Consider the following 14,563-nt stretch of genomic DNA (forward strand, 5'->3'; position numbering starts at 1 on the left):
CGCAAGACGACGGGGAGGAACACATGGTGCACGAGCCGGAGGCGCAGGACCGGGGGCAACGGCCGGGGGAGCGGCTGGCGCGGCTGCTGCGACGCTGGTGGGAGGAGGCCGGGAGCGCCGCGTCCGGCGGCACACGGCCCACACAGCAGGCACTGGCCTCGAAACTGGGCATCGACCAGACGACGCTCTCCCGCTACCTCAACCCCAAGCACGCGTCGACCGCTCCACCGAGGGTGGTGGAGGCGCTCCACGCCCACCTGCGTGCTCCGGCGGCGGAGCTGGAACGGGCACGGGAGCTGTGCAGGGCGGTCCTGGAGGAGAACAGCGGCCAAGTGACCGTCGGCAACGGCCCGGAGCCCACCGACACGGCCGATGCCACGGGCGGGCGTGACACCTCGGGCCGGCCGGGGCGATCCCGGTGGGCGCTGCCGGCACTGGTGGCCGCGGTGACGGTGCTGGCCTTCGTCGCCGGGGCGGTCGTACGCGACCAGTACGCCCCCCGCCCCCGGACCACGGCCGACAACGTGGCGGCCGGCGCCGTTCCGGCGAGCGGCGCGCCGCTGGAGTGGCCGCTGCTGAAGAAGCGGAAGGAGGACCAGTTCACCCCCGGCCGCGCCTTGCAGCACCTGCTGAGGGCGCACGGCTACGAGGTGAGGACGGACGGGTTCTTCGGGGACGAGACCCAGGACGCCGTCATGGACTTCCAGCGCAGGCACCACCTGCCGTCCGACGGCAAGGTGGGCAAGGACACCTGGCCCGAACTGGTGAGGCCCCTCGGGCGCGGAGCCGACGGGCACGCGGTCCTGGCCCTCCAGGAGCTTCTGCACAACACGGGCCAGGGCGGCACGGAGGTGTCGGGGGAGTTCACCGCGGCGACCGCCGAGGACCTGAGGTTCTTCCAGGACCGCCACGGCCTGCGGCCCGACGGCCACGCGGACGTCGACACCTGGCTGGCCCTGCTGGTGTTCCAGCGTCCGCCGGTCGGCGCCCCCACGTACCGGAGGCCCACGAGCCCGCCGCCGTCCACATCGACGTGAGCGGGCCGGGCCGCCCGCCCGCGTGAGACGTCCGTACGGGGTGGGCGGCCCACATGCACACCGCCCGCTCCCGTGCCGCATGATGCGCGACTTGCTCTTCCGGCAGGCATAACCGCAGGCCAGGACCCCTCCCCACAGGCCGCACGGAGCCTGCATGGATGCGCCTGTGCAGACCCCCCGGAATGTCTTCCCGCACCCCGCTCCCACGGTCAGTCTGGATGCAGTGCCCGGCGCTCCCCGGCCACCCCGACCCGCCCTCGTCGGCGGACGGCGTGCCCGGGGCGTGGCGCCGGTGCGCTTCCTGACAACTCTCCATCCGAAGGGGTACCTCCATGTCCGCTGTCCGCAAGTCCGTCATGTCCGCGCTCTCGACGATCGTTCTCGCCGGAGGGCTGGCCTTCGGCGCCGCCGGCACGGCGAGCGCCGCCACCTGCCCGTCCACGGCGTCCCCGAAGATCGACGGCGCGATCGCCAGTTGGTCCCTGAGCTGCTCGGGCGGCTCCGTGCGGGTGTCCGGCTGGCTCGAGGACACCCGTATGGACGGCAAGTGCGCCATGGTCCGCATCGTCGGCGGCAACGGCGAGTACCGCACGAAGCAGGCCTGCGGCTCCGGGGTCCGCGAGCAGTTCGACTTCACCTTCGCCGGGACGAACGAGGCCCAGGTACGCCTGGCCATCGCCTGAACCCCGTTCCGGGGCGGGCCGTGACGCCCGCCCCGGAACATCCGGGGTGCGCACCCGCCCGACGGGGAGCCCGTGCGGGTGCGCACCGTGCCGCTACGACCGGCGGCGGAGGTCCCGAGGAGAACGAGGAACGAGGAAGGCACGTGAACGCGAAGAGGAGTTCCCCGCGCGACCTCCTGACGGCATGGGCGGTGATGACCGCCCTGGCCCTCACCCCGGCCGCCCTCACCGGCGCCGATCCCGCCGGAGCCGAGGCCGGAGCGGAGGCGTCGGCGACCACCCTGGTCTTCGACAAGAACCCCGACGACCCCACCGACTCGACGCTCTCGGTCCACCGGGGCGGCAGACTCCGGGCCGCCTACCGGGCCGGATCGGGCCTCGGTGTCCAGGACGACTGCGCCCGCGCCAAGGGCTGGATCCCGGACGGCGACTGGCGGATCCGCGCCGGCACCCGCACCTACGACGGCAACCTCATCAAGGGGTACGCCGTCCACCTCCAGGACATGCCGTGCTCCCGGGGCACGATGACGCGCACGGAGATGTTCATCCACTCCGAAACGAACCGCGACGGCAGCGAGGGCACGTCCGAAGCCCGCCGCTGGGACGGCCCGGGTGACTACGAGTCCAACGGCTGCGTGAAGCTGAACCCGACGGACATCAAGGAACTGTTCCGTCTCCTCGACCACATCGGCTGGCCCACCCACCTGCGCGTGGTGCCCTGACCCGGCCCGGAAGCCATCGAGGGCCCGGCCCCGCATCACCGCGACCGCACAACCGACGCCGCCCACGACCTGGTGCTCCCATCCACCCCGTGCCAAGGTGATCACTTCGGCCTAACAGAAGCTGAGGGGGCGGAAGTTGAAGCGGAGAACCCTGCTGCGAGGGGCGGTCACCGCGGGACTGGCGGCGGCGGGCGGCGCGGCCACGGCACGGCCGGCGGCCGCCGCCACGGACTACCTGGTCGTGGTCGTCGAGCAAGCCGCCAACCAGATCCAGCGGTTCAGCAACGGCACGACCAACTGGAACGGCACGCCCGGCTGGTACTGGAGCGCACCGGACACGGACACGTGGAAGTACCTGGCCGACGCCAAGCGCCGCCTCACCGCCAGGTGGGACGACGTCCTGGTGTGCTGCGCGAACGGCACGTCGCCTACGGGCGGACGCGCCGCCATGGTGCGCGAGAGCGACAAGGCGGTCGTCTGGACGGCCGTCGTCCCGGGCAACCCGCACTCGGTGGAGCGGATCGACGGACACGGCGCGATCGTCACCGCCTCGTCCAAGGCCAGGGTCACGGGCGACAAGTACGAGTCCGGTGGCGGCATCAACCTGTTCGTGCCGAGCACGCACGGCGGCGTGCCGCCGACGTCGTTCGCCGACAGCATCAGCACCGGTTTCCCCGGCGCGCACGGCGTGATGTGGGACGACGTCAACGAACTCCTGCTGGCGATCGGCTACCACGAACTCCGCGCCTATCGACTGGTGACGAACGGCAACGACATCATCACCGGCCTCTCGCGGGTGGCGACGCTGACCTTCGAGGGCACGGGCCACGACCTCCAGCCCGACTACGCCTCCTCGGACATCCTCTACACGGTGGGCGGGGACTCCGGCAATCCCGACCACGGGATCTGGAAGACCCGCCTCGTGTACGAGGGTTCCTCCGGGGGATGGAGCTTCGCCGCCCCGACCCGACTGCACGACTGGTACTTCACGAAGTCCTTCAGCCGGCTCCCCGACGGCACGGAATTCTGGGTCGACGCCCCGACCGCGTCGACCTGGTGGAACGACACGGTCGGCTTCTCGGGCCGCGCCGACTCGGTCCGTACCGGCGCGAGGTTCTACAAGGCGCGCTTCTGGTCCCACGCCCTCACGTAGTGCCGCGTCCGCCGGCTTCCCTCGGGCCGAAGCCGGGGGAAGCCGGTGCTCACGGCCTGCGGCTGGAGGAAAACCCGGCCACGGAGCGCCTCGACCTGTCCCCGGCCCACCGTGAACGCCTGTCCGGGACGGCGTAGCACTCCAGCCAACGATGTTCCGCTGCGACGTTCACGAAATTACCGGGCCTCCAAGGCTGTTGATCACACCATGACCGATCGACCCGCGCCCCGCGCCCTGTCCGACGAAGCCCTCTCCGACCTGCTCGGCACGCAGCGGTTCGGCACGCTCGCCACCGTCAAGCGCAGCGGCCACCCCCACCTGACCACCATGGTGTACAGCTGGGATCCCGAGGCCCGCATCGCCCGCTTCTCGACGACGGCCGACCGCGTCAAGCCCAAGCACCTGCGGCACGACCCGCGTGCGGCGCTGCACGTGCCCGGCGGCGACGTGTGGTCGTTCGCCGTCGCCGAGGGCGAGGCCGAGGCCTCCGAGATCACGACGGTGCCCGGCGACGCGATCGGCCGCGAACTCCTCGGAATGATCCCGGAAGAGGCGAGGCCCGAGGACGAGCAGGCCTTCCTGGAACAACTCGTGGCCGAGCGCCGGCTGGTCATCCGCCTGAAGGCGGACCGGCTGTACGGGACGGCGCTCGACATCGACGGCTAGCCCCGGCCGACCGTCCTTCCTGTGGGGGAGCGACGTGTGCCGGGCGGTGCTGGAGGAGAACAGCGGCCGAGCGGCCACCGGCAACGGCCCGGAGCCCACCGACGAGCCCGCCGCTCGCGTGTCGCGCTGTTAGCGTTCCCCTCCGGTGAAGGGGGAGAAGACGACACATGACATCGACCGCATTCTCCATCGGTGAGGATTTCGCAGTACGGCGGCTGGGCTTCGGGGCCATGCACCTGTCCACGGAACCGGGCCCGGCCCGCGAGACCTCTCTCGCGGTCGCCCGGCGGGCCGTCGAACTGGGCGTCACGCTGATCGACACCGCGTACCTGTACGGCGGGGGAGCCAACGAGGAGCTTCTGGCCGAGGCCCTGCACCCCTACCCCGAGGGGCTGCTGGTCACCACCAAGGTCGGCGTCGCCCGAACGGGCCCCGGCGGCGAGTGGAAGCTCGACGGGCGGCCGGCCGTCCTGCGCGACCAGGTCGAGCAGGCCCTGCGCCGACTGCGCGTCGAGCGGATCGAACTGCTCCAACTGCACCGCGTCGACCCCGACACACCGCTCGCCGACCAGGTGGGCACGCTGCGGGACCTGCGGACCGAGGGCAAGATCGGCAGGATCGGCCTCTCCGAGGTCACCGCCGGCCAGCTCGACGAGGCACGGCGGATCACCGACATCGCGAGCGTCCAGAACCGGTACAACCTGCTCGACCGCGAGCACGAGCCCGTACTGGCGGCCTGCGAGGCGGCGGGGATCGCGTTCCTGCCGTGGCGCACGGTCGCCTGGGGCGAATCGGGAGCGCACCCGGAGGTCACCGCGATCGCGGCCGAACTCGACGCCACCCCCACCCAGGTCGCCCTCGCCTGGCTCCTCGCCCACTCACCGGTCGTCCTCCCGATCCCCGGCACCGCCCGGATCGACCACCTGGAGGAGAACCTCGCCGCGGACCGTCTCGATCTGCTCCCGGAACACCGCGAGCGCCTCGACCGCCTGTCCGGGGCGCCGGCGTAGGGCTCCTTCGGGCCGGTACGGCCATCTCGCGGGCCCCGCCGTCCGGGAGGTCCGTTTATTCGATTCCCGACGGCATCGGTGGTGTGCGAGGGTCGGCAGGTGTCCGTCTCCCGAAACGAACCCGCCTCGCGGTACGCCCTCGACCTGCTGCGCCGGCAGTTCGACCTGACGTGGTCGCTGTTCGAGTACCACCTGGAGAGGCTCGAACCCGACGACTTCCTGTGGGAGCCCGTCGGCAACTGCTGGACGGTGCGCCGGACCGACGACGGGACGTGGGCGCCGGACTGGGCGGAGAACGAGCCCGACCCGGTTCCCCTGCCGACGATCGGCTGGCTGAGCTGGCACATCGGCTGGTGGTGGAGCGTGGCCATCGACCACGCCCGGAGCAGGGCGCCCCGGGAGCGGGGCGACATCACCTGGCCGGGTGCGGGCGAGCCGACCGCCGAGTGGCTGCGCGGTCTGCGCGCCGACTGGCTGGAGGCACTGGACCGGCTCACCGCCACCGACCTGGACTCGACCGCCCCGTTCCCGTGGCAGAACGATCCCCGGCACACCGTCGCGGACATGGTCGCCTGGGTGAACGCCGAACTGATGAAGAACGTTGCGGAAATCGGCCAACTTCGCCTCCAGCGAGCAGCCGACCACCCGCCGGCCGCCACGAGCTGACGGCCGGGGCCTGCGGCAGGGCACCGCTCACAGCCGTGTGTCGAGGACCGCGGCCGGTGCGGCCGCCTCGGAAACGGACCAGGACGACCCCCGGGCACGGGCCCTCTGCCGGACGCCGGATTTCGCCGGGTTCGGCGGGGAGATCGTGTACCGGGTGGCCGCCGGGGCGGCATGACGCGCGTCGGCCCTGCCCCCTGGGACGCCCGGTCGGCGGGGAGGGACCGAGGCGGACCCCGGTGCTCGTGCCGGTCGGTGGAATCGCGTCGAGTCGGCTTCGAACCGGCCGGGGAAGGCCGAAAAGTAATGCTTGACGATTCAACATACTTGTTGTGAGCATGCGCGTGACCTCCTGAGATCGGAGCCCTCATGCGTCTGAAGTCCCTCGCCCTCGCGGCGATACCCGCGGCTTTCCTCGGTGTCATGGCCTCCGCGCCCAGCGCGTCGGCCTGGTCTCCCGGGAACTGCCAGACGGGTACGTTCTGCGTCTGGCCCGAGTTCTGGTACGGCGACACGGACATGCCGCCGTCGCTGGTGACCGACGGTGAATGGTCGGGCAGCGCTCCCGGCCACATCTTCTACAACAGGACGTCCCAGGACGTCACGATGACGTACGTCATCGCCGGGCAGGAGGAGCAGGGGCCCAGGACGGCATGCGTCTCCAGCAACAGCGGCAGCTACTTCACGATGCCCATGTACGTCACCGACATCGCCTGGCGCGAGGACGACGGCAGCCCCTGCTGGTGACCGCCCCGGAGGACCGGCGCGCCCTGCCCCCACCGCGAACGGGGGCAGGGCGGGCGAAGGGTGGCTCAGGAGGCGGAGGACCCGATCTCTCCCGCGAAGACGATGATCTGGTCGATGAGGCTCCGCCGCAGGTGGACGACGTCCGTTCCCGCCAGGCGGGGGCCTCCGTCCGGAGTGGTGAAGACCCACTGGTACCGGGCCCACTCGTCCGGCATGTCCACCGCCGAGCAGCGCACCATCGTGCCGGTCCCCGCCGGGTGTTGCCGGATGTCCAGCACGAACCGTTCGACCGCCTCGATCCCCTCGCTGCGCCCCAACGGCCCCCAGAAGACGACGTCCGAGGTCAGGGCCTGGGAGAGCAGCCCCGTCACATAGCTGTCGTCCGAGGCGTTGAACGCGGAGATGAACGTGTCGATCGCGGACTGCGCGGTCTCTTCATGCATGCGCCAGTCATACCAGCCTCTCCGCGGCGAAGTCCGTCCCACGACCTGTCTTCCGGACACGGAGGACCATCCCGGCCACGGCACCGGCTCCCGCCCGGCGGACCAGGGGACCGTAGGGTCAGGACTCATGCACAGCACCTTGACGGAGCACGCCCGGTGCCTCTACGGCGATGAGTACCGCCCCACACCGGAGTGCGGCCTCGACCACGACGAGCACCACTTCGTCGAGGAGCTGACCTTCGCCGACGCGGACGCGATCCTCACCATGCTGCGCGAACTCTGTCCCCACCTCGTCGACGGCCACCTCCCCGTCCGGATCCGCAACCTCGCCTACCGACTGGCGCTGCTGCAACGCCCCGACGACATGCCCCTGATGCGTGAAGCCGCCGAGAACTTGTGGGTCCACGGCCCGGACTGGGACGACATCGCGGCGGACCTGACGAGACGGGCGGACGCCCTGGACCGACGAACGGGACAGTGACCATGCCCCGAGCCCGGCCTCGCGACCGGGCGTCGACCGGATGACGCTCTCGCGCCCCGGGCCGCACTCGTGGCGGGCGGCTCAGCAGGGCCGACGGCCGGTGAGCGACCGCCAACGGTCGCGTGCCTGCTCCAGCCCCAGGCGCGCCTGCTCGATGAAGTCGTCCTGCTCCTGCTCCTGTGTCACCTGCTCCAACCGCTGACGCGTGGTGTCCTGTTCGGCGGTGTCGCCACGACTGTGTCCCGTGCTGCCGGAGGTCCCGGAACGCCGACATCCACCGGCTGCGGGAGCAGCCGTGCAGGTCGTGCTCTGTCCTGGGAGCTGGAAGTGAATCAGCCGAGTCGGTGCCAGGCGCGTGCGTAAGTGGTCGTGTCCCGCAGGTCGCGCAGCATGGGTTCCGAAGCGCGGGCCGTGAGCAAGGTCCGCGGGTCGAGGTCGGCGGTGATCAGCTCCGCTCGATCCGCGCCGGCCTCGGCGAGCCGCCGCCCGTCCGGACCCCAGATGGCGCTGGAACCACAGGCGTTCCAGCCTCCCGTCGTACCGATGTGATTGGCCAGTACGGCGTAGCAGGTGTTGTCCAGGGCCCGTGCCGGGAACCACGTGCGCGACTCGTGGTATCCGTTGCCGACGCTGAACAGGGCGCCGACGACATAGGCGTGGCAGCCGTCCAGCGCCGCCGCACGCGCGTGCTCCGGAAAGCCGGAGTCGTAGCAGATGCCCAGCCCCAGGCGCCAGCCGTCGAGCTGAAGCGTGCACCCGGCCGTGCCCTCGCGATAGATCTCGCGCTCCGACTTGAACAGGTGCTGCTTGTCGTAGCGGGTGACGAGCTCCCCGTTCGTGTCGATGACCAGTGCCGAGACGTACAGATCACCCTGATCGTGGAACGCGGCGCCGACAACGGCAGCCGTGCCGGTCTCCCGGCAGGCGTCGACGATGGGGCCCAGCCGCGGGTCGCCGGGCTGCACGGCGCACCTGTGCGGGTCGGCCTGGACGAGATCGGGCTCGTAGCCGCTGAGGAACTTCTCCGGGAAGACCACGAGCCGGGCCTCGGCCCGCGCAGCGTCACGGACCATGGCTGCCACGGTGGCCACATTGGCCTCGACGTCACCGGCCTCGGCCTGAGCCTGCGCGGCAGCTATGCGTATCGGACGCGAGGGGAGCGGAGGGACCCGGTGCTGGCCTGCATGTTCTGTCACGGATCTTCACACTACCGCCGCGCACCTCGCCGCACTTATTTGTGCGAGCTCCTACTTCTCACGGGCTCCGCCAGTCGGCGTTGCAGCTCCCAGATCCTTCGCTCGCTGGGCGGCCTGTACGGCAACCTGCCGCGATCACACCGCCCACGAGCCCGGAACCTCCTGCTCCATCCGTGCCGCCAGGTCGAGACCTTCCTGTACGGCGATGTCGAAGTCAGGGTCCTGGTGGAGACGAACCCGCCCCGGTGGTCGACGATCACTGCGGCGACTGCCTTGAGGTCTGTCTCCGAGGAGGCCTCCAGGGCACGCTGGAGATCCGCTTCGAAGGTTTCCTGATCACCAGGGAAGCTATGCCCGGACCGCAGAGCGGCCCGGATGTCGCCGATGGTCTCCAATGACAACGGCGCAGGAATGGGCGTTTCTGCGAGCTCCGCGCCCACGGTCTTCCGCTCCTTGATCTCCCCGTCCTACGACGAGTGTTCTACATGTCCGCATCCTGTACAGCTATCGCCCAGCGCTGAAGGGAGTGGTCCCATCGGGGACGGTTCCAAGGGAGCGGCCGACCACCGTAGCCGTCCCGACGAGCGGTGCGCCTGCCTCTCGCGTGCCGTCACCCGGCGTGGACGAAGATGTGCGGGTGTTCTACGAGGATCTCAGCGAGTACGACTACATGGACGACGACACCTTCACGGACCAGGAGTCCGGCTTCTACGGGCTCTGGTACCGCCCCGTGTACACCCGCCTGAACGTCGGCTGGCTGGAGACCGGCAAGCCGTACCCGACGGGTCCGGTCCCCGACGGGTTCGTGGAGAAACTGAAGGCCGTCCAGCGGGTCCAGTGGATGAACGTCTGCCTGGGCGTGCACGAGTGCGACCTGTGCCCGGCGGGGGACGAGCCGGCCCCGGAGGGCAACGGGGAGCTACGCATCCCGGGCGACCCCGGCACCGCCTATGCCGCCCCGTTCCTCATCACGCACTACGTGACTGCCCACGGCTACTGCCCGCCCCAGGTCTTCATCGACGCCGTCCTCGCGGTCGACGTCGATGCGTGGGCCTCCGTACGGTGGCCTGACGTGCCGTTTCCCTGGGTTCCGGGGGATGCGGAGCGCATGGTGGAGTAGATGGCTTGGGAGTGTCAGGCGCACACGGCCGGTCGCTCGCGTCTCAACCCCGCCACGAAGAAACGCCATGCACCGGCTTCGACAGAGACGACAGAACCGTCCGCGTCCTTGGAGTCACGTATGAGTACGCCGTACGGGACATGGGCGCACTCCACACATTCGGTCGTGTTCGCGCCGCTGTAAGACGACTTGAACCAGGCCAGCTCATGGGAGGCGGGGGAACGGGAGGGCATCTACAGCTCCTTGCGTGCGTGATGGATCAAGGCGGAGGAAGCCTCCATGTCCAACGCTTGTGCGCGGAGGTACTCGAACGCAAGCCTGTATCGCTCCAGCTCCTCGTCCTTCTCCAGGAAGAGGGAGCCGGTGTGGAAGTCCACATAGACCACGTCAAGGGCTGACTCCGTGCCACCGATGATCACGAAGCTGCCAAGAGCGGCACCGTGGGCCCCGTTCGAGAACGGCAGCACTTGCAGGGTGATGTGCGGTGACTCGTTGACTTCGAGAAGCCGCCCGAGCTGCTCCTTCATGATCTCCGGCGAGCCCACGACCCGGCGGATCACGGACTCGTCGAGGATGGCCCACAGCCGGAACGGCTTCGGCCGGGTGAGGATCTCCTGGCGCTTCATGCGGATGTCCACCAGTCGCTCGATCTCGGCTGGTTCCAGGGGGATTTCGTTGGCCTTCTGCAGAGCGATGCTGTAGGCGCGGGTCTGGAGAAGACCCGGGACGTAGACGCAGGAGAAGTGGTCCTCGCGTACAGCCTCATCCTCAAGGGTGAGCAGGAGGTTCATGCTCTCCGGGATGGAGTCGGCGAAGGAACTCCACCACCCCTGCTGCTTGGCGTCCTTCGCCAGCCGAACCACGGCTTCCCGCTCGGCATCCGTGGCTCCGTACTCACGGCACAGCGCGTCCACGACGATCCACTTCACCGGGCCCGCCTGCGTCTCGTACCGGCTGACCGTCGCCTTCGACACGCCGACCAGGCCGCCGGCCTCTTCCAGGGTCATCCCTTTGCGAGCACGCAACTTGCGCAGCATCGAGCCGAGTTGACGGCGGCGTGTGGTGGTCCGTACGGACATGGAACTCCTCAAGCGCTCAGCCGAGCAGGCGCTCGGGGTGTGAACAGGCTAGGTAGCGCGGCAGTCGGCTCCTAAGCGATTCACTCGATCGAGGTTTGTGAGAAGTTACATGGCGAGACTTCTCTGTGTCATTCTCGGTGACGGACCGCTACGCAATGCAGCCGTTCGGACACGGCAGGCGCAGCATGCGCGTGGCACGGGAGGGAGAACCGCTTATGCCCGGGACCGACATCAAGGACCGTCAGCGCCGTTGTGTCCTGCCTTTCGAGGCACTGCCGGCGGAAGTGCGTCTGCTGCGGCGGGCCGCCGCCGCACAGCTCGGCCAGTGGGGCGTGCCGACCGCCGACGACGCGACGCAGCTCGTCGTGACGGAGCTGGCGACGAACGTCATCAAGCACGTGGGTGAGGGCTCGCCGGCCACCCTGATCCTGGAGTGGAAGCGCGAGCGGCTGCGCGTCGAGATGCACGACAAGAGCAGCGCGCTGCCCGCACTGCGCACCGCTGACTGTGAGGCGGAGTGCGGCCGCGGCCTGCACATGCTTGCTGCCATGGCCGTGGACTGGGGGACTGCCGTCACGGCGCTGGGCAAAGCGGTGTGGTGCGAGATCGAACTGGGCTCGGACGCCGTGTGCCTGCGCATGGAGCGGGCCATCGACGCACTGGAGAACTACCGGGAGCGCGGCGGGTCTGTTCTGCACGGTCGGTGCGAAGCGGTCCTGGAGGAATCAGCGGTCGAGCTGATCGCCGACCTCCTGCACTGGACGTCCGCACGCGGCCTGGACCCGGATGACGTGCTGGACCGGGCGCAGATGCACTACGAGGCCGAGGCGGCTTAAGCGTTCCCCTGTAAATCATCTGCGGGGCAACACTTAACAAAAAGGGCGCAGTGCCCCGCGTTGCGGTAAGGCGCGGGGCATTGCGGGTTTCGGGGTTACTCGAAGATGTTCGGGACGGGGATACGGTTGACGCGGCGATGAGCGTTCCAGGCGGAGGCAACCGCCAAATGAGCGGCCTTGAGGCGGCCCTTGGTGCCATCGTGACGTGTGTTGTTGTTGGTGGCGGTGGTCTGGATTTTGGCTCTGAAGGACGTGGGATCACCCTGGCGCTTGAGCTTCTGCGCCAACTCCTGGGGGTTCACCACATCGGAGTGTTTGGACATCACCGTGGCGATACCTCCGATAGTGACGGAGTGCCAGGTGTCGGGGGTTCGGCCCCAGGCGTCCTCGGCGATGGTGAGTGACAGGTCCAGGATCTCGGGACCGTGCTCCATGACGATACTGAGGATCCCCTTGATGCCGCGCACGCCGTTGACGCTGCTGCTACCAACCTTGAGCTGGTGCTTCTCCAGGACAGTGTTGGTGTCCTGGAAGAGCGGGTGCCCAGCCAGCACACCGATCCTGAACTCATCGTTCGGGCCGACTTTCGAGGACTCCTTGTTCTTGATGATGAACAGCGACGCCTCGTTAGCCATCGAGAGGCCGGAGTGAACCTCACAGATGATGGTCTGGACAGCCTCGCGAACCTCCCCCGAGACCAAGACCTTCCCGGCCAGGATGAGCTGGCAGGCGTAGACGCGGTGCATGCCGTCCACCGCGTACAGACCATCCTCACGCTGCGAGAGGATCGGCGTCCCGAGGGCGGTCGGAACCAGCTTCTCGGCGATGGCCTGCGCACGGGCTTTGTTGAGGTTGCGCTGCGCACGGGGGTCGAACTTGATGGTCCTCGGATCCACCTTGATGTACTCGATCGAGTGGTCCGGAATGTCGTAGCTGTAGTCCTTGCTGGGCAAGGCATCTCCTCTTGTGTCAGCACCCCAGTGGGGGTGACGGCGACACATGTCAGCTCCCGAATGCGGGAGACGGCGACTGGGTGATGATCACACTATCGGGCAACTGGGCTACTCGGGAGTCAAGTTAACAAACTGTGTCCTGGCTGACCGGCTACCGTCGTCTCAACCACCGTTACGATCGGAAACCGGGTAACTACCTGGCCTTTCTTGGGCTTGTAGCAGCCCTCTGCTGCTACAAGTGGTTCCTCAAACTGGCCATGTAGGACACGGCTTTACAGCGCCTAACAGAATGGGCGCTTGGTACCTGCGGTTACAGGTTTCCCGTCTCGCCGTCGGCGATGAACCGTGTCAGGGAGTGCTCCAGCAGCTCCAGGAACTGCCGTAGGTCATCGGCCACCTTGTCGAGCTCTGGTTCGTCCAGCGACGCCGTCCGCGTCCGGTAAACCGCCCCATTAGGACCCGCGACGTAGGCCAGGCCACCGCCGTTCGAGCCGATGACCAGGCCATGGACCTTTCGTTCTGTGCCGGCATCGACGATGCCGTCCTCCTGGAGTCGCTGCAGGACGTCAACGGCTGGCCCGAGGAAATAGCCGTTGCCGACGTCCGCCCAGGTGACATCGCCGATGCTGTCGTAGAAGGTGACCAGGTCAGCCGATGCAGGGGCGACTTGGGCAAGCCTGCGAGCCGCGACTTGATCATCGTCGTCAGCCGGCCGGACCTCGTTGGTCCCAGGAGGGAAGCCGTGCCGATCCTCGAACCCGCCTGTCATGGCCGTGAGAGCCTCGGAGACTCTGTCCGCCCACGAGGCCAGCCAGGCGGGCGAAAGCGATCGGTCACTCATGAAACCGGATCATGGCATGAGCCAAGGACATTCACGGCGTGACCAGCCCTCCCAGGATCAGCGCAATGCCCTGAGTTGTCGATGAGTGATGAGACAACAGGCGAGTTTGAGGAACGCTCCATGGATGTCGGCCCTGCGTTCCCAGCGGATGCGCAGACGTTGAAAGCCGTGCAGCCACGCGAAACTCCTCTCCACGCCCCAGTGGTAGGTGCCCAGTCCCGTGCCGTGCAGGGTGCCGCAGCGGGCGATGGCTGGCACGATGCCGCAGGCGCGGACCTGGTCGCGGTAGACGTCATGGTCGTAGCCGCGGTCGGCGAAGAGGGAATCCGGCCTGCGACGGGGACGCCCGACCCGGCCGTGGACCGGCGGGATCGCATCGAGTAGCGGCAGGAGCTGGGTGACGTCGTTGCGGTTGCCGCCGGTCAGCAGCACTGCGAGCGGGGTGCTGTGCCCGTCGGTGATCAGATGGTGTTTCGAGCCGGCCCTGCCCCGGTCGACCGGCGAGGGGCCCGTGTTGCTGTCCCCTTTTTAGGGCCCTGACGTGGGAGGAGTCGACCACGCAGCGGGATCAGTCCAGGCGTGAGGCCGCGTTGAGTTCTGCCAGCAGCACCTCGTGGAGCCGCTGCCAGACACCGGCCTCGTTCCAGTCCCGCAGTCGGCGCCAGCACGTCATGCCTGAGCCGAAACCGAGGTTCTGCGGCAGGTACTCCCACTAGATCCCGGTGTGCAGCACGTACAAGATCCCGCACAGCACCTCCCGGTCCGGCAACGGTTTGTGACCCGGATAGCGAAAGCGCCGCTCTCGCTGCGGCTCCAGACGGTCCCACAGCTCATTCGACACGATCCACGGCGACGTCCCCACACCGGACCGAACGCTCAACTCCCGCCCCGGACACGGCAACCGGGAGCGATCCATCTCATTGTGTTAGCCGT

The 14,563-nt window shown here is 68.7% G+C and carries 17 protein-coding genes and 2 pseudogenes; 12 read left to right on the top strand and 7 right to left on the bottom strand.

All coding sequences use genetic code 11. The features are described from left to right. The first annotated feature begins 23 nt into the window (after positions 1–23). The 8 genes from AMK33_RS05830 (at position 24) to AMK33_RS05865 (ending at position 6,681) form a co-directional block, all read left to right on the top strand. Positions 24–1,037: a peptidoglycan-binding protein gene (locus tag AMK33_RS05830; protein WP_073931654.1), complete on the top strand. Its 1,014-nt coding sequence runs from the start codon at positions 24–26 to the stop codon at positions 1,035–1,037. Positions 1,038–1,369: 332 nt separating this feature from the next. Then, entirely contained in the window at positions 1,370–1,720 is a 351-nt protein-coding gene (locus AMK33_RS05835) for a hypothetical protein (RefSeq protein WP_073931655.1), read from the top strand. 143 nt (positions 1,721–1,863) lie between these two features. Further along, a complete protein-coding gene (locus AMK33_RS05840; protein ID WP_073931656.1) occupies positions 1,864–2,442 on the top strand; it encodes a L,D-transpeptidase family protein in 579 nt (192 codons plus the stop codon). Between the two features lie 136 nt (positions 2,443–2,578). Beyond that, the gene (locus AMK33_RS05845) at positions 2,579–3,595 is read left to right on the top strand and encodes a DUF6528 family protein (RefSeq protein WP_073931657.1); all 1,017 of its coding nucleotides are present in this window, start codon (positions 2,579–2,581) and stop codon (positions 3,593–3,595) included. A gap of 207 nt (positions 3,596–3,802) precedes the next feature. Next, positions 3,803–4,261 (top strand): TIGR03618 family F420-dependent PPOX class oxidoreductase, encoded by a 459-nt coding sequence (locus AMK33_RS05850; RefSeq protein ID WP_073931658.1) that lies wholly within the window; start codon positions 3,803–3,805, stop codon positions 4,259–4,261. Positions 4,262–4,428: 167 nt separating this feature from the next. Then, a complete protein-coding gene (locus AMK33_RS05855) occupies positions 4,429–5,271 on the top strand; it encodes an aldo/keto reductase (RefSeq protein WP_073931659.1) in 843 nt (280 codons plus the stop codon). Positions 5,272–5,370: 99 nt separating this feature from the next. Then, entirely contained in the window at positions 5,371–5,937 is a 567-nt protein-coding gene (locus tag AMK33_RS05860) for a DinB family protein (RefSeq protein WP_073932051.1), read from the top strand. A 366-nt stretch (positions 5,938–6,303) separates the two neighbouring features. Further along, a complete protein-coding gene (locus AMK33_RS05865) occupies positions 6,304–6,681 on the top strand; it encodes a hypothetical protein (protein WP_073931660.1) in 378 nt (125 codons plus the stop codon). Positions 6,682–6,746: 65 nt separating this feature from the next. Here AMK33_RS05865 and AMK33_RS05870 read toward each other — a convergent pair whose 3' ends face one another. Then, positions 6,747–7,124, bottom strand: a complete 378-nt coding sequence (locus tag AMK33_RS05870; RefSeq protein WP_073931661.1) for a hypothetical protein — start codon at positions 7,122–7,124, stop codon at positions 6,747–6,749. Positions 7,125–7,251: 127 nt separating this feature from the next. Between AMK33_RS05870 and AMK33_RS05875 the strand changes: the two genes are divergently transcribed. After that, positions 7,252–7,605, top strand: a complete 354-nt coding sequence (locus AMK33_RS05875; RefSeq protein ID WP_073931662.1) for a hypothetical protein — start codon at positions 7,252–7,254, stop codon at positions 7,603–7,605. Positions 7,606–7,937: 332 nt separating this feature from the next. Here the strand turns inward: AMK33_RS05875 and AMK33_RS05880 are convergent, their stop codons facing one another. After that, positions 7,938–8,801, bottom strand: coding sequence for a carbon-nitrogen hydrolase family protein (locus AMK33_RS05880; RefSeq protein ID WP_073931663.1), 864 nt, complete (start codon positions 8,799–8,801; stop codon positions 7,938–7,940). A 619-nt stretch (positions 8,802–9,420) separates the two neighbouring features. On the opposite strand from AMK33_RS05880, the gene AMK33_RS05890 reads away from it, so the two are divergent. Beyond that, a complete protein-coding gene (locus AMK33_RS05890) occupies positions 9,421–9,921 on the top strand; it encodes a DUF7919 family protein (protein ID WP_235617989.1) in 501 nt (166 codons plus the stop codon). Positions 9,922–9,935: 14 nt separating this feature from the next. On the opposite strand, the gene AMK33_RS05895 is transcribed toward AMK33_RS05890, so the two are convergent. Together AMK33_RS05895 and AMK33_RS05900 are read right to left on the bottom strand one after the other, a co-directional pair. Next, positions 9,936–10,154 carry a DUF397 domain-containing protein gene (locus AMK33_RS05895; RefSeq protein WP_073931664.1) on the bottom strand — a complete coding sequence of 73 codons (219 nt, stop codon included), beginning with the start codon at positions 10,152–10,154 and terminating at the stop codon, positions 9,936–9,938. Next, entirely contained in the window at positions 10,155–11,000 is an 846-nt protein-coding gene (locus tag AMK33_RS05900; protein WP_073931665.1) for a helix-turn-helix domain-containing protein, read from the bottom strand. 215 nt (positions 11,001–11,215) lie between these two features. On the opposite strand from AMK33_RS05900, the gene AMK33_RS05905 reads away from it, so the two are divergent. Beyond that, positions 11,216–11,836: an ATP-binding protein gene (locus AMK33_RS05905; RefSeq protein ID WP_073931666.1), complete on the top strand. Its 621-nt coding sequence runs from the start codon at positions 11,216–11,218 to the stop codon at positions 11,834–11,836. A 95-nt stretch (positions 11,837–11,931) separates the two neighbouring features. Here the strand turns inward: AMK33_RS05905 and AMK33_RS05910 are convergent, their stop codons facing one another. Beyond that, complete coding sequence (locus tag AMK33_RS05910; protein ID WP_073931667.1) at positions 11,932–12,789, bottom strand: DUF6551 family protein; 858 nt, start codon at positions 12,787–12,789, stop codon at positions 11,932–11,934. A 128-nt stretch (positions 12,790–12,917) separates the two neighbouring features. Between AMK33_RS05910 and AMK33_RS43680 the strand changes: the two are divergent. After that, a pseudogene (locus AMK33_RS43680) lies at positions 12,918–13,052 on the top strand (IS5/IS1182 family transposase); the annotation flags it as partial. Between the two features lie 47 nt (positions 13,053–13,099). On the opposite strand, the gene AMK33_RS05920 reads toward AMK33_RS43680, so the two are convergent. Beyond that, positions 13,100–13,558 (bottom strand): SMI1/KNR4 family protein, encoded by a 459-nt coding sequence (locus tag AMK33_RS05920; RefSeq protein ID WP_073932053.1) that lies wholly within the window; start codon positions 13,556–13,558, stop codon positions 13,100–13,102. Positions 13,559–13,687: 129 nt separating this feature from the next. Continuing rightward, a pseudogene (locus AMK33_RS40305) lies at positions 13,688–14,474 on the bottom strand (IS5 family transposase). Between the last annotated feature and the right edge of the window lie 89 nt (positions 14,475–14,563).

The sequence above is a fragment of the Streptomyces sp. CB02400 genome (assembly GCF_001905725.1).
GTDB classification, from domain to species: domain Bacteria; phylum Actinomycetota; class Actinomycetes; order Streptomycetales; family Streptomycetaceae; genus Streptomyces; species Streptomyces atrovirens.